The sequence below is a fragment of the Deinococcus cellulosilyticus NBRC 106333 = KACC 11606 genome, assembly GCF_007990775.1.
GTDB lineage: Bacteria > Deinococcota > Deinococci > Deinococcales > Deinococcaceae > Deinococcus_C > Deinococcus_C cellulosilyticus.
In genome coordinates this window covers 1-20281 of the sequence record NZ_BJXB01000046.1, presented here as the reverse complement: position 1 = coordinate 20281, position 20281 = coordinate 1, and the positions used below count along the sequence as shown (strand labels likewise).

Below are 20281 nucleotides of genomic sequence, written 5' to 3'. Positions count from 1 at the left end.
AAAGTCCACTCGAAAATGTATTGGTATTGCATGTACTGGCAGGACTACACTGGAATGCATCAGGGAAATCCCCAGCAGCGGTTTCCCATCCCAGAAAATCCATTCTCTCTCAGCCCTGAGTGTGAACCTCTCAGGACGTCTTCCCTGTTTCAGGAGTGACCCATGACCGTGCTGACCCGCCCCACTGCAACGACCGAGACCCGCCTGGCTTCCCGCTTCATCCTGGGCTTTCTGGGCACCTGCGTGTTCATGTGCGTGTACAGCACCCAGTCCATCCTTCCCGAACTCTCCAGGGACTTCCATGCCAGTGCAGTGGCCACCGGAGCAACCATCGGAGCAACCACCCTCGCCATGGCCCTCATGTCTCCGATCATGGGACTGATTGCAGATGCAGTGGGCCGCAAAAGGGTCCTGATTGCCACCCTGATCCTGCTCGCCATTCCCACCCTGCTTGCTGGCTTTTCGGGCAGTCTGCAGGAACTCGTCTTCTGGCGCTTCCTGCAAGGCCTCATCATTCCAGGCATCACCGTGGTCAGCATGGCCTACGTCAGCGAAGAGTTCCCAAAAGACCGCATCTCCTACATGCTGGCCGCTTACGTCTCAGGTTCGGTGCTCGGAGGCTTTCTGGGACGGCTGGTTTCCGGGATCATCACTGAGCATTACAGCTGGCAGACTGCTTTTTATGTGCTGGGAGGCCTCAACCTGCTGGGAGCCCTGCTGTGCCAGTGGATGCTGCCCCAGTCCAGAAACTTCATCCCCCAGCGCAAACTCGGTGATGCTCTGCAGTCCATCAAAGGCCACCTGAGCAACCCGAAACTGGTCACCGCCAACACCGTGGGCTTCTTCACCCTCTTTTCGCTGACCGGACTGTTCACTTACGTGAATTACCACCTGTCAGATGCCCCTTACAACCTGGGACCTGCCACCCTGGGCTTCCTGTTCACGGTGTACCTGATCGGCATGGTCATCACGCCCCTGTCAGGCAAGTGGATTGCAAAACTGGGCAACAGCAAAGCCCTGATCCTCGCCATGTGCGCCTCCAGTCTGGGCATGCTGCTCACCCTGACGCCCAGCCTTTACACCATCCTGCTGGGGCTGGTTCTGGCCTCTTCCGGCGTCTTCGTGGCCCAGGCTGCCGCCACAAGCTATGTCGCTGCAAATGCCACCTACGCCCGGTCACTGGCCTCAGGACTTTACAACCTCTGCTATTACGGGGGCGGAGCCTTCTCCACCCTGCTCGTGGGTTTCATGTTCACCCACTTTGGCTGGACCGGAGCCGTACTGACCCTGATGGGTTCTCAGGTGGTGGCTGCAGGGGTAGCGAATTTTGGGTGGAGGCGATCAGGTTCTGGCCTTTCCTCTGCCGCTGCATGAAAGCCTCAAAAAAACCTCCAGAGCAGCACCGCGCGTTCTCAGCAGGCCATGCTGCCCTGATGGCTCGCCAGGAAACAACACTCGCTTCACATTGACACAGAGCATAAGAACCATTGTTTTCAATGAAAATCAAAACCTCACATATCACTTTCTTCAATGCCGACAACACGAATGATTTTAAAACCCCTCTCGAAAAGAAAAGTTTTCAGCTATTTGGATATTCTGCTTTTATGATTTACACATTGATTGCAGTTTTACTTTGATAGATGATTCAAATGTCCATAATATTTTCTTAACCACATTTAACAGAGAAGCGGATGTTTCAATCTTGGAGCCAAGATTTTAACTACTTTGATTCTTTTGCTTTACTACTCTTTGATTCTCATTTTAGACATCGCTTTCTACCACTTAAAAGTGCTTCGGAGATTGTTCTGCAAGACAAACATGGGTCAGTCGCCATCGCCACCACCATCACCACCATCACCACCATCAAAATCTGCGCCGTCTGCATCAAATTTTCTGCTTCGTGGACCAGGACCCACGGAATACATCAGATAACGTGGATATGTTTCGACCACCTGCCTGTATTTTTTCTGACGGCACCACTGTTGTACACATGGAGCGACATAATAGAGCTGATAAAGACACAAAACAAGAAGACACAACTCCAGAATTCCAACCAGGGCAGTGATCGCAATGAGACCCTTCAGCTCCGCAATCATCATTGCAGGAGCGAGGCAAAATATCCATAGGATCACCGGGAAAACAAGTACAATAAAAGAGCTGTGACGCGAACTCCACAGTACATATAAAATGTATAGAGCCTTCTCTTTTAAAATTTCTTCTTCGTTTGAATTTTCACTGATCTCTGACACATCTGGCATAATATTCATGTGTTAATTTTAACACAGCGGTCCAAACAGGAGTCAATCATCACAGAAGGCAGAAGAGTCATTGTTCTTCCTGTTGATGTCCGCAAGCAGCATTGCAGTGTTTCCTGCGGAGCAAAGCGACTGGAACGTTCAGGAATCTTGAGAAACATACAGCTCTCCTGGCACAGGTCAATGGTTCCACCATTTGAGGAATTCTTGCTACGCGACAAGAGAAAACAGACCCCAGTTGGGGTCTGTTTTTCCATTGAGGTCAGGTTATCCCACCCGCTTCAACTTCCCGGTCCTTTTCGCCCAGGTTTCGGCCTTGCTGAACACAAACAGACCCAGTGGGATGGTGACCACGCCAAACAGCAGCAGGATGCCCAGTTCAGGCAGAACCCCACCGAGGTTGACCCCCTCCATGATTTTGGTCCCGTTGTGATCAATGCCCAGCAGTTTGCGGCAGGCATTCAGGGCGTAAGTGGCAGGACTCAATGCTGAGACGGCTTGCAACCACCCTGGAAGTACGCTGACTGGAGCGTACACCCCGGAGATCAGCAGGAACAATGCCTGCACGATGTTGGTGGCCTGTGCGCCATTTTCGGTGCTCATCACCGGGAAGACAGCACAGATGAGGCCCAGACCCATGAAGCCCATCGAGGCGACCAGCATCACCACCAGGCATTGCAGGAGGCTCACCAGACTGGCGTCCACACTGGTCAACAGGACCAGCACTCCGAAAACGATGATGCAGCGAAGCAGCGCGTAAAATCCTGCAAAGAGGGACACGCCCACCAGATGCGTCAGTCGGTGAACGGGAGCCATGAAGGTGTACTCGATGGTCCCCTCCCAGCGCTCATAGGCGATGCTCTGGGCAATTTCTCCGAACAGGCGGGACAGGAAGGACCACATCACTGCACCCAGAATCAGGGTCAAAGTCAGCCTGGGGTTGTTGGCTGCAATCCCGATCATCATGATGGTGGCTGCGTTCACCACGTCGTAGACAGTGAACACCAGCACCCAGGAGGCGTACCTGCGGGTCAGGTTCCAGTCCCGGAAGACAAAAGCCCAGGCGGCCCGAAGCTCTTTCAAAATGCCTGTGGCGGGTTTGAGGGTGTTGTGCATGTGGTCCTCCATGAAACGTCATGAAAAAGGGCGCACCTGGATGCGCCCGGGTCTTGCTTAAAGGGTGAGGGTTCTGGGTTCGTAACGGTAGCGCAAATTTGCGTAGGCCACTTCAAACCCGATGCGCTTGTAGAAGTCCAGCGCCTTCTCGTTGCCGGTGTCGACACCAAGCTGGATGCGGTCCACGCCACGCTGTTTCAGCAGGTGACAGGCCTGCCTCAGGGCGATGCGCCCGTAACCCTGACCCTGGGCTTCCTGAATGGTGCCCAGCAGGTACACATGGCCCCCATCTTCCTGCTTGCCGATGGAGAAGTACGCCACGGGCTTGCCGTGCACGACCAGGGCCTGCCAGTCCTGCGGATTGAAGTCGGGTTCACTGTACCAGCCTTCCACAGTCTTCAGGGACATGGGAGAGAAACCATAATGGGTTCTGAAGGCGTCATTGTGCAGATTCAGAAAAGCTGCAGCACCCACGGTTTTGAAGCTCCAGCCAGAAGGGAGTTCTGGAGCATTCACCTGTTTGAGGTTGTCCCCTTGCAGGAACATGCGGTAGAAGGTGCGTGAGTGCACGTACCCCTGGGCAATCAATTTTTGAATCTCACGCTCGCGGGTGTGAGGCACGCTGATTTCCAGCGGGATGTGCCGTGTGTTGGACAGTTGTTTTGCGAAAGCGATCAAATCGTCCTCCATGCTGTTCGGAGCCTGAGGGTGACAGTAAGGGTACATGCAAATGATTTGCGTTGCATTCTCGCGGTGGTAGACTTCCAGCGCAGCGGAGTCTTCCTGGACGTACACCTGTAATTCACCCGTGGTGAGGCTGTGCTCAAGTTCTTTCACCTTGACCGGCGTGTATCCGGTCCATCCATCTCTGCTGAGGTCCATCAATCTGGCGAGGGTTGGGACATCGCCGGGGGTGGCTTCTCTCATTGCTCTTCCTCGTCGGAGTTCAGATCGTCTCCGGTCAGTTCAATAAACGCGTCTTCCAGGGTCTTGCCGGGTCCCACTTTTGCAACCAGTTCTGCTGCGGTGCCCTCTGCCACGAATTTGCCGTTGTGAATGAAGGCGATGCGGTCACAGAGCCTCTCGGCTTCGGGCATGTCGTGGGTGGTGAGGATGATGGTGGCGTCATGCACATCCCGGAGTTCCAGCACGAATTCCTGTACATCTCTGCGGCTCTTGGGGTCGAGGCCGGTGGTGGGTTCATCCAGCAGCACCACAATCGGAGAGGCCAGGAACGCGCGGGCAATTGCCACTTTCTGCTGCATGCCCCGTGACATTTCTTCGAGGGGCTCATAGAAGGCTTTTTCCCTGAGGCCAAGTCGTTTGAGGATGTCCAGACTTTTTTGTTCAGCTTCTTTCTGTGGGAGGCCGTACAGGCCTGCACTGTAAAGGAGGTTTTCTCTGGGACTCAGTTTCTTGTAGAAGGCCGCATCGACCGAGACACGGTTGAGCATCTTGCGAATCTTTGCTTCATCTTTTTTGATGTCCAGTCCGAAGATCTTCACAACTCCAGAATCAGGAATCAGCAGGGTGGAGATGGCGCGAATCAGGGTGCTTTTGCCGCTGCCGTTGGGGCCCAGAATTCCGTAGATCTCGCCACGGTTCACCTGAAAACTGATGTCGTCCACAGCCGGGAAGTGTTCGATTTTCGGTTTCAGCAGGCTGCCGCCCACCCGTTTGGAAAAGCTCATTCTGAGGTTCTGCACGAAGATGGCGGTCTGTGTGGTGTCGATCATGGATGGGGTGTCCTTGCGGTCCAGCGTCAGCATTGTTCCCTCCAGCTGTGAATAGAAAACGCCCCTCGGTGTGAGCCGGGGGCGGGATATACGTGGGTATATGATTCGCGTCCGGCGCGTTCTTCTCCTGAGTGTCCCTTTACGAGGCATCAGGCGTGGACCTTTGAAAGGCCACGAACGCGCACGTAAAGGTCTTATTGACCTCGGGTAAATTTGGGTTGGGTGAGCAGTTGGACTTTATCCATGAAATCCCTCCTGTTTACGGCAGACTACGAATCTTGTTTTGAGGTTAAAGGATTGAAACGCCATACACAATAGGGTGTAAGTCATCATGCCTAGGAACTAGGACAATGCGCATAGTACAGGTTTTTACTACTCTGGGAGGGACAATCCCATTGTGGCCCCTCCATGCCAGACTGAAACAATGTCCAGATTTTTCATTCCATTCATCGCCCTCTTGCTCAACTCATGTCAGGCCCAGAGCACCCCTGTGACCTTCAATTTCAGGGATTTTCTGGGGGTGAATGCCCAGTTCCTCTGGTTTCAAAATTGCCCCCAGAATCCTGTCCAGAGCCCCACAGACCATGTGGATCACCTCATGCAGCAGATGGAACACCTCGGCCTGAAGCACTTCAGAATGGACCTGCACTGGGATCTGCTGGAACCTGAAAAAGGCACAGACGAGGTCCTGAAGAACTGTCTGGACCCGGTGATGCAAAAATCACAACAGCATCACCTCGACCCACTGCTTTTCCTGACCGGTTCAGCAAAATTCGCAAGCCGTGCCCCTGCAGGAGAACCCTTCCCAGACACCTTCCCTCCCAGAGATCCATCCCAGTACACAGGCTTCCTGAAAAAGCTGGCCTTGCGTTACCCGCAGGTGCAAACCTGGCAGGTGTGGAATGAGCCCAACCTGCCATCCTCATGGAGAACGTCAGCCAGCACAACCCTGGTCCGGGAGTATGGTGATCTGCTTCAGTCCAGTGCAAAAGCCCTCAAAGGTCTTCCCACCGAAGTGATGACAGCGGGCTTCGCTTACTGGAGTGAACTTCCAGAGGGTTCTTTTCTGTTGAAACACCTGCAGGACAGTAGAGCCCTGGAAGGCATCCAGACCGTGGCATACCACCCCTACACCTTCCAGCCTGAAGGCATCACGGCATACAGCAAAGGTCCAGATTTTTTCCTGAACCGCACAAAAATGGTGAATGAAACACTGAAAGGCTGGGGCAAAAGGATCTGGGCCACAGAGTTTGGCTGGTCCACCTATCCTGGCCCTGTCGAGGAACAGCCCCTGATCACCCCTGAGGAGCAGGCAGATTTTCTGCTCAGGCGCATTGTGCTCTCTGCCCATCTGGGCTTCGACCGCATCTACCTTTTCACGCTGACCGATCTGGATGGGCGGGCCTCTCTCAGAGACCAATTTTATGGCCTGCTGGATGTGAACGGCCAGCCCAAACCTGCTTTCACTGCCCTCAGGCGCTTTCTGGATGTGCTCAAGGGAGACCTTGAACCTGTAGAACTGGGCTGGAAGCCCTCCAGCGTGCTGCACAGCCGGGCCTGGAAGCGCACAGATGGGCGTGTGGTGGTGGCCTTCTGGGGAAATCCCCAGGTGCTGCAGCTTTCGCAGGAAGCTCAGGTGCTTGATCCCCTCACCGGGCGTTCAAATGCAGCTTCCAGACAGGTGGAGGTCAAAACAAAGCTGCAACTTCTGGTTCTTCCCCATCCATAAGCACAATCTGTTGCAGGCCTCAACTCATCCAGCGTGAACTGTGCGTGATATTCTTGACCAAACGGTGACCACCATCCCGTTAGACTCAGACGGAGTTGATGATGAAAAGAACCCTCACTGCACTGATGGCGCTCGGGGGTCTGGCTGCTGCCAGTCCGAGTGCTTATGTTGAAAAAGCCTTTGAATTCGGTTACGCCTACCCCGCCACTGCCCAGATCGGGGTTGAGTATCCCCTGACCCTGGATCTGCCTGTGGACATTGGGCTTGAAAGCTCTGCCCGGTTCAACTTCCAGACCCAGAAGTTCGGGGGCGAGTTTGCCGCCAAGGCCCTGCTGTTCCCCTCCCTCAGTGTGGACCCACCCATGGCTGTGGCCCTGCGGGCAGACGTGAATGCAGGTACAGATTTCTGGGGAGTTCATGCAGGTCCCCTGATCTCCTTTGACTTCACAGAGTTTACCGTCAATGCGGGTGTTTATCCCGGTTTTGGTACAGGGGGTTTCCAGCTCGGGTACCATGCGGGCTTCCGTTACTACTTCGACATGGACAACAGCAGTTCACTGGACCTTGCGTTCAGAAACAACACCTTCACGGTCAGTGCAAGATTTGGTTTCTAATCCACCCATGTCCCGAAAGCGTCTGCTGAAACTTCGTGCTGGCTGGTGGGGGGTGCTCCCGAGCGTGCTGTCCATGCTCGTTTTTGTGGGCTACCCCCTCTTGCAGGTGATGCAGTTCAGCACGCTGGACTGGGGCGGCACAGATGAAGGGACTAACATCGGCCTGAAGAACTACCTGAGCCTCTTCACCGACGCTGATTTTGGCGGCAGTCTTTTCACCACGCTGATCTTTGCCCTCATCACCCTGCCCCTGTTCATGGGCCTGTCCATTCTGGTGGCTGTAGAGATTGATGGCACCAAACTGGAACGTCTGGTGAAAGCCCTGATGTTCATGCCAGGACTGGTCACTGTGGCTGCCAGTGCCATTTCCTGGTATGTGCTGTTCTCGCCGGATTATGGGGTGATCAGCGAACTGACCCAGGGAGCCCTCTCCCTGCCCTGGGGAGACCAGGGCTGGGCCGCACTGGTGTTGATTGCACTTTTTACCGTGTGGCAGAACCTGGGATATGGCATTCTGGTTTTCTCCGCAGGCCTGAAAAGCATCCCCCATGAAGTGGTGGAGGCCGCCAGGGTGGATGGGGCGAAAGAAAGCGAAATCAAACGTTACATTATTGTTCCGCTGCTCAGGCCCAGCGTGGTGTTTCTGGGCGTGGTCGGATCTCTGTATGCCCTGCAGTCTTACACTGCAGTCTTCCTGCTCACCCGTGGTGGTCCTTTCGGCAGCACCCGCGTGATCGGGTACTACCTCTATGAAACGGCATTCGAGCGTTACCGCCTGGGCTACGCTGCAGCCATCAGTGTGCTGGTCCTGATCATCACCTTCGCATTTGCAGCCTGGCAGGCCAGACGCCTGAAAGGGTCGTCGTGAGGATCGGGCGGATTTTCAGCGGGGTGATCGTGGTGCTCACCATGATTCCCTTTCTGTGGCTGCTGTACAGCGCTTTTCTGTCTGCTGATGGCTTTTACAGCGGTCAGCCCCTCAAGATCAGCCTGAGCTTCGAGAACTTCAAAGCCCTCTCCCAGGTGAACCTCTGGAAGCCCCTGATCTTCAGCCTGCTCTCCAGCAGCATTGTGGTCACCCTGCAACTGCTGACCTCACTCCCGGCTGCGTATGCCATTCGTGCAGGAACCCCTCTGCTGGGCCTCTACCTGTTCTTCTTTGCCATTCCCGCAGAACTGATGCTGGTGCCCCTCTATGGCCTGCTGCAGAAACTCCACCTGCTCAACTCTCCCCTGGCCCTGATTTTCCCTTTCATGGCAAGCCCTTTCATGGTGTTCCTGCTGTACCAGGGCATGCTCAAAATCCCCTGGGAGTACGTGGAAGCCGCCCGTCTGGATGGGGCGAGTGAAAGCCGCATCATGTTCCAGACCATGCTTCCCCTGCTGCTTCCCGAAGTGGCTGCAGCAAGTGTGCTGGCCTTCGCTGCCCACTGGAACCTTGTGCTGTACCCCAAAGTGGTGCTCAGCCAGGACTTCCCCACCATCCAGGTGGCCCTCTCGGAACTGATGCGGGCCACCAGCAACAACTGGGGGGTGCTGGGGGCCGCTGCACTGGTCACCTCCCTGCCGATCATCCTGCTTTATGGCGTCTTTGAGCGCTACGTGGTGAAAACCTTCCAAGGAGGTCTCAAATGAGAAAGGCTGTTCTACTGGCCCTCGGTCTGCTGTCTTGCGCTGCCGTGGCCGCCCCGCTGAAGATCAAGTTCTGGCATTCCATGGAAACCAGCAAACCGCAGGTGCAGGCCCTGGCCGATGAATTCAACAAATCCCAGGATGACTACCAGATCATCCCTGAGGTGGCTGGAGATTACCGGACGGCCGAAACCAAACTCATCGCTGCCCTGCGCTCCGACAGCGCTCCAGTGCTCTTCCAGGCAGAAATCAGTTTTTTTTCAAAACTGGCAGCAGATGGCTCCCTGGCCGACCTGAGTTACCTGGAAAAAACCCTCGATGACAAATTCATCAAGGACTTCTACAGCAGCGTCTGGAATTACGGCGAGGTGAACGGCAAACGGGTGGGCCTGCCCTGGAACGTCTCCACTCCGGTGCTGTACTACAACGCCACCGCCCTCGAAGCCCGCAACATCAAACCCCCAAAAACCTGGGACGAGCTGGAAGAGGTCTCCAAAAAACTCACCAACCGGGCGTCCAGAGGTTTCATGGTCATGGCCGAATCCTGGCAGTTTGAGCAGATGGTGCTCGCCCGGGGCGGAAACGTGGTCACCAGTGATGGCAAACCCAACTTCACCAGCCCAGAAGTGATCGATGCTTTAGAACAGCTTTCCCGCATGGTCAAGAACAAAGTCGCCACCCCCAGAAACCTCGGAGAAACCCAGGTGGCGATCCTGGACTTCGTGCGCACCAAGAACTTCATGGTGGTGGCTTCGAGTGCCAACTATCCGGACATCCTGCCCTACTCGGTGGCTTTCAAACTGGGTGTGGCCCCCATGCCCTGCGACAAAAAGTGTGCAGTGCCCCTCGGTGGTGCCCAGCTGGTGGTGCTGAAAGGGGCTTCCCGCAAGGAGCAGGAAGGGGCCTTTGCCTTCTGGAAGTACCTGATGGAGCCCCAGACCCTCAAAAAGTGGATCGAATTCAGTTACTACCTGACCCCCAGAAAGAGCGTTCTGCCCCTCCTCAAAGACTTCTATGGTGAAAACCCATACCGCAAGACGGCCTACAACCAGCTCGATGAGTCGGTCACCCGTCCAAAGGTTCCTGCTTACACCCTGTGGCGCACCTACCTGGAGGAGGCCATTGAGAAGGCCACCAAGGGCAATGTGCCCGCCAGAGCGGCACTGGAAGAGGCACAGAGGAAGGCATTGAGCAGCAAGTAATTCAGGCCGAGAGCCGAGAGCCGAGAGCCGAGAGCAACGTAAATTTGTGAATTGCTGGTGTCAACCGAAAGTGCAGGGGCAGGTCATTGGGCTGTCCCTGCCTGGCTTTTGACTCCCATGCGACCACATCTCGAACCACCACACATCAAAGCAATGGCATTTGCTCTCGGCCCTTGGCCCTCGGCCTCTTTCCCCTGACCTCCCACCCACACCTCTGCTGTTATGCTGAAGTGCCATGCTGAAAAACATGTTTGTCGGATACACCCCGATCAGTGCCAACATTCTGGATCTGGATGAGGCCTTCAGGCTCGCTGTGGAATTGCAACTGGATTTTGTGGAGCTGGCCTATGACCTGCAGGAGATTCTTCCCAGCAGCCAGCCTGTTCAGAAGGTGCTTGAGCTCAAAAAGGCCACCGGTGTGGGGGTGACCGTTCACCTGCCCTATCTGGAACTCAATCTGGCTTCCCTCTTTGAGGGGGTGCGGAAGGTTTCTGTGGAACGCATGCAACAGGCTTTTGAATACACTGCAAGCGTGGATGCCCTCAACAGTGTGCTGCACGGGGGCCGGATTCCTGAGCGGCATCCTCTGATTGTGCAGGCGGCAAAAGGACAATTGCTCAAGAGCCTGGAAGTGCTCAAAGGCCCTGCCATTCCAGTGACCCTGGAAAACACCCACATCAACCCGCTGGAATTTCTGAAAGGCAAAGATGAACTTGAGGAGATGAGCCGGTTTGCAGGTTTCGGGGTGTGCCTGGATGTCGGCCATGCCCTGATTGAAGGTGGGGAGGAACAGATTGAGGCCTACTGGGAACTGTCTCACATCACCCACCTGCATTTGCAGGACAGCCTGGGCCTTGAGGACGATCACTTTGCGCTGGGGCGCGGCAAGATCAACTGGCAAAACCAGAAAAAGCACCTGGAAGGGTTCTCTGGCACGGTCTGTCTGGAGATCAGTGGCACCGCCGATGATGTGCGGCACTCTGCAGCTTTCCTGCGTGAACTGCTGAAGGACTGAACCCTCCGGGGTACACTGGGCAACATGGCAAGGCTTGAACGCACCGACCGATTCTTCGGGTATTATCCAGCCACTGTTGCGGTGATCACCGTACAGACCCCTGGTGCCCGCAACCTGATGAGCGCTGGCTGGCACAGTGCGGTGTCCATGCACCCTCCAATGTACGGGGTGGCGGTGGGTCCCGAGCGGGCCACCCATCCCCTGCTCAGGGAAGCAGGGCGTTTTGCAGTGAATTTCCTGCCTTTCGAATTTTCACGTGAAATTCAGGGGGCAGGGGTTTATTCCTACCATGATGGACGGGATAAGTTTGACCGTCTGGGCCTGAAGGTGTACAGCGGCGCACTCGACACCCTGATTCTGGAGGAGGCTTATCTGGCCTATGAAATCGATCAGGTGCAGTTCGTTCCTTTTGGTGACCACGACTGGGTGGTGGGAGAGGTCAGGCAGGTGCATTACCACCCAGAGGCTTTTGAGGACTTCAAACTGACTGGCGAGGTGGCTGCAGTGTACCTTGGTCGGGCCACGTACCAGGAGCTCCAGGGTGAGGTCAGGACGCATCCACCAGAGCTGTTCAGGGATGCAGAATGAAAGTCTGGGTGGGGTTCTTGTTGCTGCTGGGAAGCGCACAGGCCGAGAGTCTTTCTGATCTCAGGGAAGCTGCCGTGCAGAGCAAACCTGCCGTCCAGTTTCAACTTGCCATGCAGTATGACCTGCTCGGGTTTCCGGCCAATGCCCAGTACTGGCTTTTCAGGGCCGCAAGGGGCGGAAGTGGCACGGCCCAGTACAACCTCTACCAGCGTTACCGCACCGGAAAAACCGTCCAGCAGAACCCCCAGAAAGCCCTCAGGTGGCTGAAGGCTGCAGCCTGCTCAGGGCTGGTGAATGCCCAGACCCAGCTTGCATTGGAGCTGGAAACCCAGGACCCTGTGCAGGCTTACCTTTGGCTGTTGCAGGCCAGCAAGCAGAATTATCCAGCGGCCTTGACAGCCCTGGAAAAACTGCAGCCCACCATTCAACCCCTGCTTCCCACTGGAACAGAAACCCTGCCTCTTCCCTGCTCCCGGCCCACATGACAAAACCGTTACACTTGGGTCATGCTGTTGAAACCTCTTTCTTTTCTTTTGCTTGCGGGTCTCCTGGGTTCAGGCCTCTCCCAGAAAGCACGAACCTACTATGATGGACTGGATTTCAGCACACCCCAGAAGACCACTTCTCTCTTCTTGCAGGCATATCAGAAAAGTGATTACCTGACTGTTTTTTATTGTCTTTCTCCCCGTGCACAACAGGCCTGGGCCAGCCACCTGATGGCTTTTGATTTCACCCAGATCCTCAGAGGGTCAGGCACCGACATCGTGAAGGCATCCGGCATTCTGGATGCTCCGGAAGAATCCGAAGTGATGCTGGACCTCAGCCTGCAATTTGACCGGGTGATGCTGGCAGCAGAACAACTGCAAGGCCTGCCTTTTCAGCTGAAGGCCTCGAACATCCAGAACAGCAAGGTGCAGGGCACCACAGCCACCCTACAGGCCCAGAATGCTGTGGTGCCTCGACAACTCACGTTCAAACTGACCCGGCTGAAGAACGCGCGCTGGAAAATTGATCAGGTGCTGTTTTCTGGCAGCCGGCCCAATGTGCTGCCCTGGGGCGTGGGGACAGACTAAAAAATCTTCCCTGGATTCAGCAGGTTCTGTGGGTCAAACAGGTGCTTGATGCCCCGCATGAAGGGAATCAGGTCTCCATGCTCCTGGGTCAGGTGTTTTCTTTTCCTGAGGCCAATTCCGTGCTCTCCGGTGCAGGTGCCTCCCACCTCCAGGGCCTTCTGCACCATCAGGTCTGAAACCTGCAGGATGCTCTCCCACTGGGCAGGATTCTTTGCATCCCCATGAAAGAGCACATGGTAATTGCCATCTCCCACATGACCCAGCAAAACGGCGTCCAGACCATGTGCCTTGCAGAGCTCCTCGGTGTGCTGCACCACTTCGGGTAGCCTGGAGATGGGAACACACAGGTCGGTGGTGTGGGAATCGTGCTCGGGATGGAGGCGCTTGAGGGCATAAAAAGCGTGGTGTCTGGACTCCCAGAGTTCGCGCCGCTCGGATTCCTCACGCGCCAGAATAAAGCTGGTGGCGTAGGATTCCATGCAGCACTCCCTGAGGATCTCCAGGTTTTCGCGCAACAGCACCTCTCCACTTGCGGACAGTTCAATCCACAGGGTGGGCGTCTCGGGATGGTGGGTGCCTTTGTACTGGTTCACGGCCTGCACGGCGCGGGCATCCACCAGTTCAATGCGTTCCGGACTGAGACCTGCCCCCATCACGGTGACAGCGCAGTTCACGGCGTCCTGCACGGACTCAAAAGTCACCTTGGCCACTGCCACTGCCACCGGAAGAGGATGCAGTTTCACGGTCAATTCTGTGATCACCCCCAGCGTCCCTTCCGCCCCGATGAACAGGTGCCTGAGGTCGTATCCTGCACTGGTCTTGCGGGATTTGGCTCCCACACGGATCACCTCACCGGAAATCAGGGCCACCCGCATGTCCAGCACCTGATCGCGCATGGTGCCATACTTCACCGCTCCTGTGCCCGAGGCATTGGTGGAGGCCATCCCTCCCAGCGAGGCATCTGCACCGGGATCAACAGCAAAAAACAGCCCATAAGGACGGGCCTGTCTGGAAAGCTCCGGGTACAGCACCCCTGGCTGAACCACTGCACTGAAATCACTCTGGTGGATCTGCAGCACCCGGTTCATGCGGCTCAGGTCCAGACTGATGCCTCCGTGCACGGGCACCACCTGCCCTTCAATGCTGCTTCCCACAGCAAAAGGCACCACCGGCACCTGATGGGTGCGGGCCACTTCGAGCACCTTCAGGACATCGGCTTCCGATTCTGCGAAAACCACCACATCTGGAAGGTGGCTTTCCGGGTAAGACTCATCTCTGGAGTGGGATTCCAGCACGCTCGGGGCCACACTCATCTGGTTGGAAAAAAGGGCTTTCAATGTGTCCAGCGCCTCAAAATGCATGGTCTTATTCTGAGGGGTGAGAGGCACAGAAAAAAAGAGGGCAATTGCCTATCGCGAGGGTGCCCGCTTACTTTCTGACCCCGAAAAGCCGCATCCCCAGCGACATGGCAGGCCCCACCAGCAGAGCGAAAGCCAGCGTTCCCCAGCCCACACTGCCTCCCAGCAGAAATCCGGCCAGCAACACCACCATCTCAATGGCGGTGCGGATGCGCTTGACCCCCCAGCGGGTGTTCTGGCTCAGCGCAATCACCAGGCCGTCTCTCGGTCCTGCCCCGAGTGCAGACGACACGTACATCCCTGTTCCCACCCCGAGCACCACCACACCCAGCAGAAACTGCACCCACTGTTCCCACAGCACGGAAGGATGAGGCAAATGAGGCAGGCTCAGGTCAATGAACAGACCAATCAGGGCCATGTTCAGTACGGTTCCCACCCCCACAGGGTGCCGCAAAAAGGCCCAGGATACCCCCAGGACCACCAGGCCCATCAGGATGGTGGTCTGACCCACGGAAAGCGGCGTGTGGTGGCTGATGCCCTGGTGCAGGGCATCCCAGGGAGACAGGCCCACCTGGGCATTGAGCATGAGGGCAATGGCCACAGAGCACACCACCAGACCACAGAGCAGCATCACAAATCGGGAAGGGAAGGACCAGCTTTTGACGTTCAGGGTGGGAGACAGCATCAGTGTTCATGGTACCGGGAATCTGGAGCACAAAACATAGACACAACAGCCGATTTCGGGATTGTTACTGTGCACTCCACAGTAACGTTATCCTATAGAATCTCAATTGATATCATTTCAGGGCACTGCCAGGGCTGTGCCTCTCCACTACACTGAGAAGCAATGAATTTAAGCCTGATTCTGACCCAGCATGCACAGAGCCACCCGGAGCGTCCCGCCCTGATCACAGCCCGGGGCACCACCACTTACCAGCAACTGGAAGACCGATCAAACAGCATGGCCCGGCAACTGCAAAAACTCGGGGTATCAAAAGGAACCCGTGTTCTGGTGCTCATTCCCATAGGACCGGAACTGTATGCCACACTCGCCGCCATCTGGAAACTGGGTGGGGTGGCCGTGGTCATTGATCCCGGAGCAGGCACAGCGAATTTCAGGCATGGGGTGTCTGCCACACGCCCCGAAGTTTTCGTGGGCATCCCAAAAGCCCACCTCCTGCGCCTGCTCAGCCCAGAATTGAGGCAGGTCCCAAAACATCTGGTGACTTCCGGATGGCTGCCTTTCACCCACAGATGGAAAGAACTGCAGGCCTCAAAAGTGGAAGCCCTCTTGCTGGATGCCGATGATCCTGCCCTGATCACCTTCACCTCGGGAAGCACCTCCAGACCCAAAGCAGCTTCCAGGTCTCACGGGTTTCTGCTGGCCCAGAACCAGGCCCTGCAACACACCCTGCAACTGGAACCCGAAGGGGTTCACCTGTGCACCCTGGCTGTGGTCACCCTGACCGTTCTGGCTGCAGGAGGCACCGCCCTGATTCCCGCCGCAAAACTGGCAAGGCCCGGTTTCATTGATGCTGGACCCGTCATGAGACAACTGGAAACCCACAGACCCCTCACGGTGGCGGCCTCTCCTGCCTTTGTGGAACGCCTTGCAGAAAAGGGAGAACTCCCCTTCAGGCGGATTTATGTGGGAGGGGCCCCCGTGTTTCCCTACCAACTGGACCTGTTCAGAAAGCAGTCCCAGGCCGAGGTGTACAGTGTCTACGGCTCCACAGAAGCCGAACCGATTGCCGAACAGGCCTACACTGACATCACCCCGCAGGATTTTGAGCAGATGCGCTCAGGCAAAGGGTTGCTGGCAGGTCGTCCCGTTTCAGAAATCCAGCTCAGGATACTTCCAGATCAGCATGGAAAACCTTTCCCCTACCAGAGCCGTCAGGCTTTTGAAGATGCAGCCCTTCCCCCCATGCAGACCGGGGAAATTGTGGTCACGGGTGACCATGTCCTGAAGGGTTACCTTGACCCTTCAGGCAATCAGGAAACCAAATGGACCGACGAAACGGGCCTCTCCTGGCACCGCACGGGCGACGCAGGATACCTTGATCTGCAAGGCCGCCTCTGGCTCCTGGGACGCTGCGGAGCCCGTGTGCAGGACGCCAGGGGCACCCTTTATCCTTTCAGTGTGGAGGTGGCCGCCCAGAACCATCCTGCGGTCAAGCGGGCCGCACTGACCGTACAGCAGGGAAAACGGGTTTTGTATGTGCAATGGAAAGGTTCCCCAGATCCTGCAGGTTTGCAAGCCATGCTTCAGTGGGCAGATCTGGACGCCTTTGAGAGCATCTCAGAAATTCCACTGGACCGCAGACACAACGCCAAAGTGGATTACAACAGGTTGCCCCGGATTTAAAGCATCCGTCTGTGCTTTTTAAACACTTCCACAGGCCCCCTCAAAACCAGAGGGTCATCTTTTTCCGATCTGAATGGGCTCCCCCAGAAATTTGGGCTGGGTGTTGAGCACTTTCACATCCAGAATGGCGGCCAGACGTGCAAATTGCTCTCTCAGCAGAACCCTCATTCCACCGTATCCACCCACATCCTGGGCATTGAACCCAATGGCGTCCAGACCATGGGCACGCGCCAGATACACCGCACGCTCGTTGTGGAACTTCTGCGAGATCACCGTGAACGCCTCCTGTCCAAACACCCTGTTCGCACGCACCACAGAGTCCAGGGTGCGAAACCCAGCGTAATCCAGCACAATGTGGTCCTCTGGAATGCCCCTCTGCACCAGATCATTTCTCATGGTGGTGGGCTCATCGTACTGGACTGTGGAGTTGTCTCCAGTCACCAGCACATAATCGATTTTTTGGCTCTGGTACAGCTCCACAGCAGCATCCAGGCGATACTGGTAGAACAGGTTGATCCGCTCCCCCACAAATTTGGAGGTGCCCAGCAGCAAACCCACCTTCCTGTGCGGCACCTGTGAAACATCATCAAAAAGGCTGCCTTCTGCAGCACGCTGAACAACACGGTCAGAAACAGGCAGGCTCAACCCACCCAGCAGCAAAACACCCAGACAAACCCCTGCCCACAATCCAATTCTTGATCTCATCTCAAACTTCAGTGTAAAAGCCACCTATGATGGCAAGATGGGCAAGAAACTGGACAGCATCACAGGAACATTGCAGGACTTCATTGAAAAACAAAAGATCTTCTTCGTGGGCACCGCTGGTGCAGAAGGCCACGTCAACCTCTCCCCCAAAGGAATGGACTCTCTGAGGGTTCTGGGGCCCAACCGGGTCGCCTGGCTCAATGTGACGGGAAGCGGCAATGAATCCGCAGCACATGTGCTGGAAAACGGGCGCATGACCGTGATGTTCTGTGCCTTTGAAGGCCCCCCCATGATTCTGAGGCTGTACGGCAAAGCCAGGGTCTACCACGCTTATGACCCCGAATGGCCTGAATTGCTCGCCCTCTTCCCCACTTTCCCGGGCACCCGCCAGATCTTCGTGGTGGATGTGGATCTGGTCCAGACCTCCTGCGGCATGGCGGTGCCATTCTTCGATTATCGGGATGAGCGCGAGGAATTGAACCGGTGGGCAGAGAAAAAGTCCCCTGAACAGATGCATGCCTACTGGGAACAGAAAAACACCCTCAGTCTGGATGGAAAACCCACCCACATTTTTGAACCCTAGAGGCTGTCCTCACGGCCCTGCTTTTCTTTCAGCAGGGCTTTCAGTTCCAACACATGTGCTTCCAGGCGAACCAGACGGTCATGCACCTCCTGGTCCTGGGGCTCTTTCTCGTCATCCACAAAAAAAGCTGCAACTGTGGCGGTCAGCAGTCCGAACAGGGTGATTCCTGTGAACATCAGAAAAATCGCCACCCCGCGTCCTGCTGGCGTCACAGGAAACTTGTCCCCATAACCCACCGTGGTGATGGTGGTGACCGCCCACCACAGGGCGTCCTGATAACTGTTGATGGTTCCTCCCTGACCTTTTTCAAAAACCAGCACCAGGCCTGCGGAAATCGCCACAACCAGCACGCTCATCAGGCCAACGAAATTCAGGGCACGCTGCCGGAAAAGCCGTCTGGAGCGCTTCCAGGTGCGGTACAGGATCACCAGAATCTTCAGAAGCCGCAGTGGCCGCAGAAAAGGCATGGTGACAATCAGAACATCTGCCCAGTGGGTGGTCAGAAAACGCAATTTGTTGGGGTACAGGTAGAATTTGGAGATCAATTCCAGTGCAAAAAGTGCCCAGATGAACCACTCCACCCCTTCAACCAATCGCAGCACTTCCGTGGAGACGCTGATGACCTGCGGAAAAATCTCCAGCAACAGGTAGACAATGGCCAGAACCAGCATGGGCACTTCGGTGAAACGTTCAAGCCTGTGGTAGGCACGCATCTGATGGACTTGCATGACCTGAGTTTATGACATCTCTGCCCAGTGCTCTGGAAAAGCCGTGTTGACAAAAACCTCCTGTGCTTCAGAGAGCAACCTCTGCCACTGGGCAGCTTCATACCGTTTCGAGACATGCATGAGCACCAGCTTGTGAATTCCAGCCTCCAGAGCAATCTGTGCTGCCTGCCGACTGGTCAGGTGAAAATTGCGCCTCGCCCGTGCCAGATCTTCATGCAGGTACTGCCCTTCACAAATCAGCACATCCACATGTTGCAGAAAACCCCTGAGGTCACCCAGTGCCTCAGGGGTCAGCAGAAAGTCCGTGAGGTAAGCCAGCCCCCCTCTGGGATGCCCCATCAGCAGTTTCTCCTTGAGAAAAGCCATTGAATATTGCTTCCCATCCACTTCAATGCTTTCTTCAGAGAAATGAAAATCCTTCAAAAGCTCCAGCCATTTTCCAGACCGCAAACCCAGATCTGACAGCTTTGAAAGATCAATGCGGGTTTTGGCCCGTTCATGCACCGCAAACCCCAGACAGGGCGTCTGGTGGTCCAGGGTGATGGCCCTCACCTGATACTGCTCCTGATCCAGGATCACCCCCTGGTGCTTCACCTGCCCCAGATCGTGGGCGATTCTGAATCCCTCAGCAGTCTCAAAACAGTAGGTGTGAACGTGCTCAGGAAACACTTCATGCACCTGCCACACCGTGCCATACTGCTCCGCCAGATTCCACATGTACCCCTGAAAACGGTGCTGCATGATGCGAGCGGTTTCGGGAGGCCCCCAGATGTGGTTCTCTTTGCTGGTCCGGTTGAAATTCGCCCTGAAGTAAGCATCAAATCCTGAAACATGATCCACATGCAGATGCGAAAAGAACAGGTGGTCTATCCCCAGAAGGTCCGAATAAGGAAGGTCACTGAGGGTTCGGTCCCCACAATCAAACAGCAGGCGTTCCAGCTTGCGGTAATTTTCCAATTTGACCAGAAGTGCATTGTCCATGCCCATCTGGCCCAGCACCTGAAAATGAATGCTCATTGTGCAGTCATTTTACAGAACATCCAGCATCTTTTAAGAAGAACTGACCACCAGATACCAGATCCATCCTCCGAGAGCACCGAGACCAAGACCAAAAGCCAGCACTGTCAGAAGCAAAGAATGGTACTTTTCACTGATCCAGCTTTTCAACAATGTATAAATTCCATAAATCACGAGTCCTAAAACCACAGCCACAGGCACAGCCACCCATTTGGTGGGAAGATCAAACACAAAGGAATCAGAGATCATGACTCAAGCATACCTTCTCTTTTCAACATTCAAACCATCAGAATAAAAAATACAGGCAATAAAAAAGACCAGATCGAAAGATCCGGTCTTTTGATTCTGGAGCGGGTAACGAGACTCGAACTCGTGACCTCAACCTTGGCAAGGTCGCGCTCTACCAACTGAGCTACACCCGCATGTTCTGCCTTTCAGGTTCCCCTGATCAGCACATAGACAATAGCAAAACTTTCGGTGACCGTCAAGTTTTCTGTTGCCTGATTTTCCTGTTCCACACCCACAACTGCAGGTGGTTTTACAGGGAGATAAAAACAAAAAA

Annotated in this window: 22 protein-coding genes and 1 tRNA gene; 12 read left to right on the top strand and 11 right to left on the bottom strand. The window is 55.4% G+C overall.

What is annotated here, in order from left to right; translation table 11 throughout:
• Positions 1–162: 162 nt before the first annotated feature.
• Positions 163–1374: an MFS transporter gene (locus tag DC3_RS27055; protein ID WP_146891295.1), complete on the top strand. Its 1212-nt coding sequence runs from the start codon at positions 163–165 to the stop codon at positions 1372–1374.
• Between the two features lie 449 nt (positions 1375–1823).
• Here the strand turns inward: DC3_RS27055 and DC3_RS27050 are convergent, their stop codons facing one another.
• The 4 genes from DC3_RS27050 to DC3_RS27035 form a co-directional block, all read right to left on the bottom strand.
• Positions 1824–2267, bottom strand: a complete 444-nt coding sequence (locus DC3_RS27050) for a hypothetical protein (RefSeq protein ID WP_146891291.1) — start codon at positions 2265–2267, stop codon at positions 1824–1826.
• Between the two features lie 255 nt (positions 2268–2522).
• Entirely contained in the window at positions 2523–3371 is an 849-nt protein-coding gene (locus tag DC3_RS27045; RefSeq protein ID WP_146891288.1) for an ABC transporter permease, read from the bottom strand.
• 57 nt (positions 3372–3428) lie between these two features.
• Positions 3429–4298, bottom strand: coding sequence for a GNAT family N-acetyltransferase (locus DC3_RS27040; protein ID WP_146891285.1), 870 nt, complete (start codon positions 4296–4298; stop codon positions 3429–3431).
• A complete protein-coding gene (locus DC3_RS27035; RefSeq protein WP_146891282.1) occupies positions 4295–5140 on the bottom strand; it encodes an ABC transporter ATP-binding protein in 846 nt (281 codons plus the stop codon). The genes DC3_RS27040 and DC3_RS27035 overlap by 4 nt, the downstream gene beginning before the upstream one ends.
• Positions 5141–5531: 391 nt before the next feature.
• Between DC3_RS27035 and DC3_RS27030 the strand changes: the two genes are divergently transcribed.
• The 9 genes from DC3_RS27030 (at position 5532) to DC3_RS26990 (ending at position 12960) form a co-directional block, all read left to right on the top strand.
• A complete protein-coding gene (locus DC3_RS27030; RefSeq protein ID WP_146891279.1) occupies positions 5532–6836 on the top strand; it encodes a glycoside hydrolase 5 family protein in 1305 nt (434 codons plus the stop codon).
• Between the two features lie 98 nt (positions 6837–6934).
• Positions 6935–7450, top strand: coding sequence for a hypothetical protein (locus DC3_RS27025; RefSeq protein WP_146891275.1), 516 nt, complete (start codon positions 6935–6937; stop codon positions 7448–7450).
• A 7-nt stretch (positions 7451–7457) separates the two neighbouring features.
• Positions 7458–8318 carry a carbohydrate ABC transporter permease gene (locus tag DC3_RS27020; protein WP_146891272.1) on the top strand — a complete coding sequence of 287 codons (861 nt, stop codon included), beginning with the start codon at positions 7458–7460 and terminating at the stop codon, positions 8316–8318.
• Positions 8319–8359: 41 nt separating this feature from the next.
• Complete coding sequence (locus tag DC3_RS27015; protein WP_146891269.1) at positions 8360–9085, top strand: carbohydrate ABC transporter permease; 726 nt, start codon at positions 8360–8362, stop codon at positions 9083–9085.
• Entirely contained in the window at positions 9082–10284 is a 1203-nt protein-coding gene (locus DC3_RS27010; RefSeq protein ID WP_146891266.1) for an ABC transporter substrate-binding protein, read from the top strand. Before DC3_RS27015 ends, DC3_RS27010 begins: the two co-directional genes overlap by 4 nt.
• 235 nt (positions 10285–10519) lie before the next feature.
• Positions 10520–11299, top strand: coding sequence for a sugar phosphate isomerase/epimerase family protein (locus tag DC3_RS27005; protein ID WP_146891263.1), 780 nt, complete (start codon positions 10520–10522; stop codon positions 11297–11299).
• 24 nt (positions 11300–11323) lie between these two features.
• A complete protein-coding gene (locus DC3_RS27000) occupies positions 11324–11887 on the top strand; it encodes a flavin reductase family protein (protein WP_146891260.1) in 564 nt (187 codons plus the stop codon).
• Entirely contained in the window at positions 11884–12372 is a 489-nt protein-coding gene (locus tag DC3_RS26995) for a tetratricopeptide repeat protein (RefSeq protein WP_146891258.1), read from the top strand. The genes DC3_RS27000 and DC3_RS26995 overlap by 4 nt, the downstream gene beginning before the upstream one ends.
• Positions 12373–12393: 21 nt before the next feature.
• Positions 12394–12960 (top strand): hypothetical protein, encoded by a 567-nt coding sequence (locus tag DC3_RS26990; RefSeq protein WP_146891255.1) that lies wholly within the window; start codon positions 12394–12396, stop codon positions 12958–12960.
• On the opposite strand, the gene DC3_RS26985 is transcribed toward DC3_RS26990, so the two are convergent.
• Positions 12957–14321 carry an FAD-binding oxidoreductase gene (locus DC3_RS26985; RefSeq protein ID WP_146891252.1) on the bottom strand — a complete coding sequence of 455 codons (1365 nt, stop codon included), beginning with the start codon at positions 14319–14321 and terminating at the stop codon, positions 12957–12959. The two genes, DC3_RS26990 and DC3_RS26985, sit on opposite strands and share 4 nt — an antisense overlap.
• A 67-nt stretch (positions 14322–14388) precedes the next feature.
• Positions 14389–15003: a YczE/YyaS/YitT family protein gene (locus DC3_RS26980; RefSeq protein ID WP_146891250.1), complete on the bottom strand. Its 615-nt coding sequence runs from the start codon at positions 15001–15003 to the stop codon at positions 14389–14391.
• Between the two features lie 162 nt (positions 15004–15165).
• On the opposite strand from DC3_RS26980, the gene DC3_RS26975 reads away from it, so the two are divergent.
• The gene (locus tag DC3_RS26975) at positions 15166–16686 is read left to right on the top strand and encodes an AMP-binding protein (protein ID WP_146891247.1); all 1521 of its coding nucleotides are present in this window, start codon (positions 15166–15168) and stop codon (positions 16684–16686) included.
• Between the two features lie 54 nt (positions 16687–16740).
• Here the strand turns inward: DC3_RS26975 and DC3_RS26970 are convergent, their stop codons facing one another.
• The gene (locus DC3_RS26970; protein ID WP_146891244.1) at positions 16741–17391 is read right to left on the bottom strand and encodes a SanA/YdcF family protein; all 651 of its coding nucleotides are present in this window, start codon (positions 17389–17391) and stop codon (positions 16741–16743) included.
• A gap of 37 nt (positions 17392–17428) precedes the next feature.
• On the opposite strand from DC3_RS26970, the gene DC3_RS26965 reads away from it, so the two are divergent.
• Entirely contained in the window at positions 17429–17974 is a 546-nt protein-coding gene (locus tag DC3_RS26965; protein ID WP_146891241.1) for a pyridoxamine 5'-phosphate oxidase family protein, read from the top strand.
• On the opposite strand, the gene DC3_RS26960 is transcribed toward DC3_RS26965, so the two are convergent.
• The 4 genes from DC3_RS26960 to DC3_RS26945 all read right to left on the bottom strand — a co-directional run bounded on the left by DC3_RS26960 (position 17971) and on the right by DC3_RS26945 (position 20141).
• A complete protein-coding gene (locus DC3_RS26960) occupies positions 17971–18702 on the bottom strand; it encodes a potassium channel family protein (RefSeq protein ID WP_146891237.1) in 732 nt (243 codons plus the stop codon). The two genes, DC3_RS26965 and DC3_RS26960, sit on opposite strands and share 4 nt — an antisense overlap.
• A 9-nt stretch (positions 18703–18711) precedes the next feature.
• Complete coding sequence (locus tag DC3_RS26955) at positions 18712–19719, bottom strand: MBL fold metallo-hydrolase (protein ID WP_146891234.1); 1008 nt, start codon at positions 19717–19719, stop codon at positions 18712–18714.
• A 33-nt stretch (positions 19720–19752) separates the two neighbouring features.
• Entirely contained in the window at positions 19753–19968 is a 216-nt protein-coding gene (locus DC3_RS26950; protein WP_146891231.1) for a hypothetical protein, read from the bottom strand.
• A 97-nt stretch (positions 19969–20065) separates the two neighbouring features.
• Positions 20066–20141 (bottom strand) — tRNA-Gly (locus DC3_RS26945).
• Positions 20142–20281 lie beyond the last annotated feature (140 nt).

Excerpts from the sequence above, each read along its gene's own strand:
- DC3_RS26985 (WP_146891252.1), bottom strand. The coding sequence starts at position 14,321 with ATGCATTTTGAGGCGCTGGACACATTGAAAGCCCTTTTTTCCAACCAG.
- DC3_RS27040 (WP_146891285.1), bottom strand. The coding sequence starts at position 4,298 with ATGAGAGAAGCCACCCCCGGCGATGTCCCAACCCTCGCCAGATTGATG.
- DC3_RS26960 (WP_146891237.1), bottom strand. The coding sequence starts at position 18,702 with ATGCAAGTCCATCAGATGCGTGCCTACCACAGGCTTGAACGTTTCACC.
- DC3_RS26975 (WP_146891247.1), top strand. The coding sequence starts at position 15,166 with ATGAATTTAAGCCTGATTCTGACCCAGCATGCACAGAGCCACCCGGAG.
- DC3_RS26990 (WP_146891255.1), top strand. The coding sequence starts at position 12,394 with ATGCTGTTGAAACCTCTTTCTTTTCTTTTGCTTGCGGGTCTCCTGGGT.
- DC3_RS26955 (WP_146891234.1), bottom strand. The coding sequence starts at position 19,719 with ATGAGCATTCATTTTCAGGTGCTGGGCCAGATGGGCATGGACAATGCA.
- DC3_RS27035 (WP_146891282.1), bottom strand. The coding sequence starts at position 5,140 with ATGCTGACGCTGGACCGCAAGGACACCCCATCCATGATCGACACCACA.
- DC3_RS27045 (WP_146891288.1), bottom strand. The coding sequence starts at position 3,371 with ATGCACAACACCCTCAAACCCGCCACAGGCATTTTGAAAGAGCTTCGG.
- DC3_RS27015 (WP_146891269.1), top strand. The coding sequence starts at position 8,360 with ATGATTCCCTTTCTGTGGCTGCTGTACAGCGCTTTTCTGTCTGCTGAT.
- DC3_RS27050 (WP_146891291.1), bottom strand. The coding sequence starts at position 2,267 with ATGAATATTATGCCAGATGTGTCAGAGATCAGTGAAAATTCAAACGAA.
- DC3_RS27030 (WP_146891279.1), top strand. The coding sequence starts at position 5,532 with ATGTCCAGATTTTTCATTCCATTCATCGCCCTCTTGCTCAACTCATGT.
- DC3_RS26950 (WP_146891231.1), bottom strand. The coding sequence starts at position 19,968 with ATGATCTCTGATTCCTTTGTGTTTGATCTTCCCACCAAATGGGTGGCT.
- DC3_RS27055 (WP_146891295.1), top strand. The coding sequence starts at position 163 with ATGACCGTGCTGACCCGCCCCACTGCAACGACCGAGACCCGCCTGGCT.
- DC3_RS27000 (WP_146891260.1), top strand. The coding sequence starts at position 11,324 with ATGGCAAGGCTTGAACGCACCGACCGATTCTTCGGGTATTATCCAGCC.
- DC3_RS27020 (WP_146891272.1), top strand. The coding sequence starts at position 7,458 with ATGTCCCGAAAGCGTCTGCTGAAACTTCGTGCTGGCTGGTGGGGGGTG.
- DC3_RS26970 (WP_146891244.1), bottom strand. The coding sequence starts at position 17,391 with ATGAGATCAAGAATTGGATTGTGGGCAGGGGTTTGTCTGGGTGTTTTG.
- DC3_RS27005 (WP_146891263.1), top strand. The coding sequence starts at position 10,520 with ATGCTGAAAAACATGTTTGTCGGATACACCCCGATCAGTGCCAACATT.
- DC3_RS26995 (WP_146891258.1), top strand. The coding sequence starts at position 11,884 with ATGAAAGTCTGGGTGGGGTTCTTGTTGCTGCTGGGAAGCGCACAGGCC.
- DC3_RS27010 (WP_146891266.1), top strand. The coding sequence starts at position 9,082 with ATGAGAAAGGCTGTTCTACTGGCCCTCGGTCTGCTGTCTTGCGCTGCC.
- DC3_RS26980 (WP_146891250.1), bottom strand. The coding sequence starts at position 15,003 with ATGCTGTCTCCCACCCTGAACGTCAAAAGCTGGTCCTTCCCTTCCCGA.
- DC3_RS27025 (WP_146891275.1), top strand. The coding sequence starts at position 6,935 with ATGATGAAAAGAACCCTCACTGCACTGATGGCGCTCGGGGGTCTGGCT.
- DC3_RS26965 (WP_146891241.1), top strand. The coding sequence starts at position 17,429 with ATGGGCAAGAAACTGGACAGCATCACAGGAACATTGCAGGACTTCATT.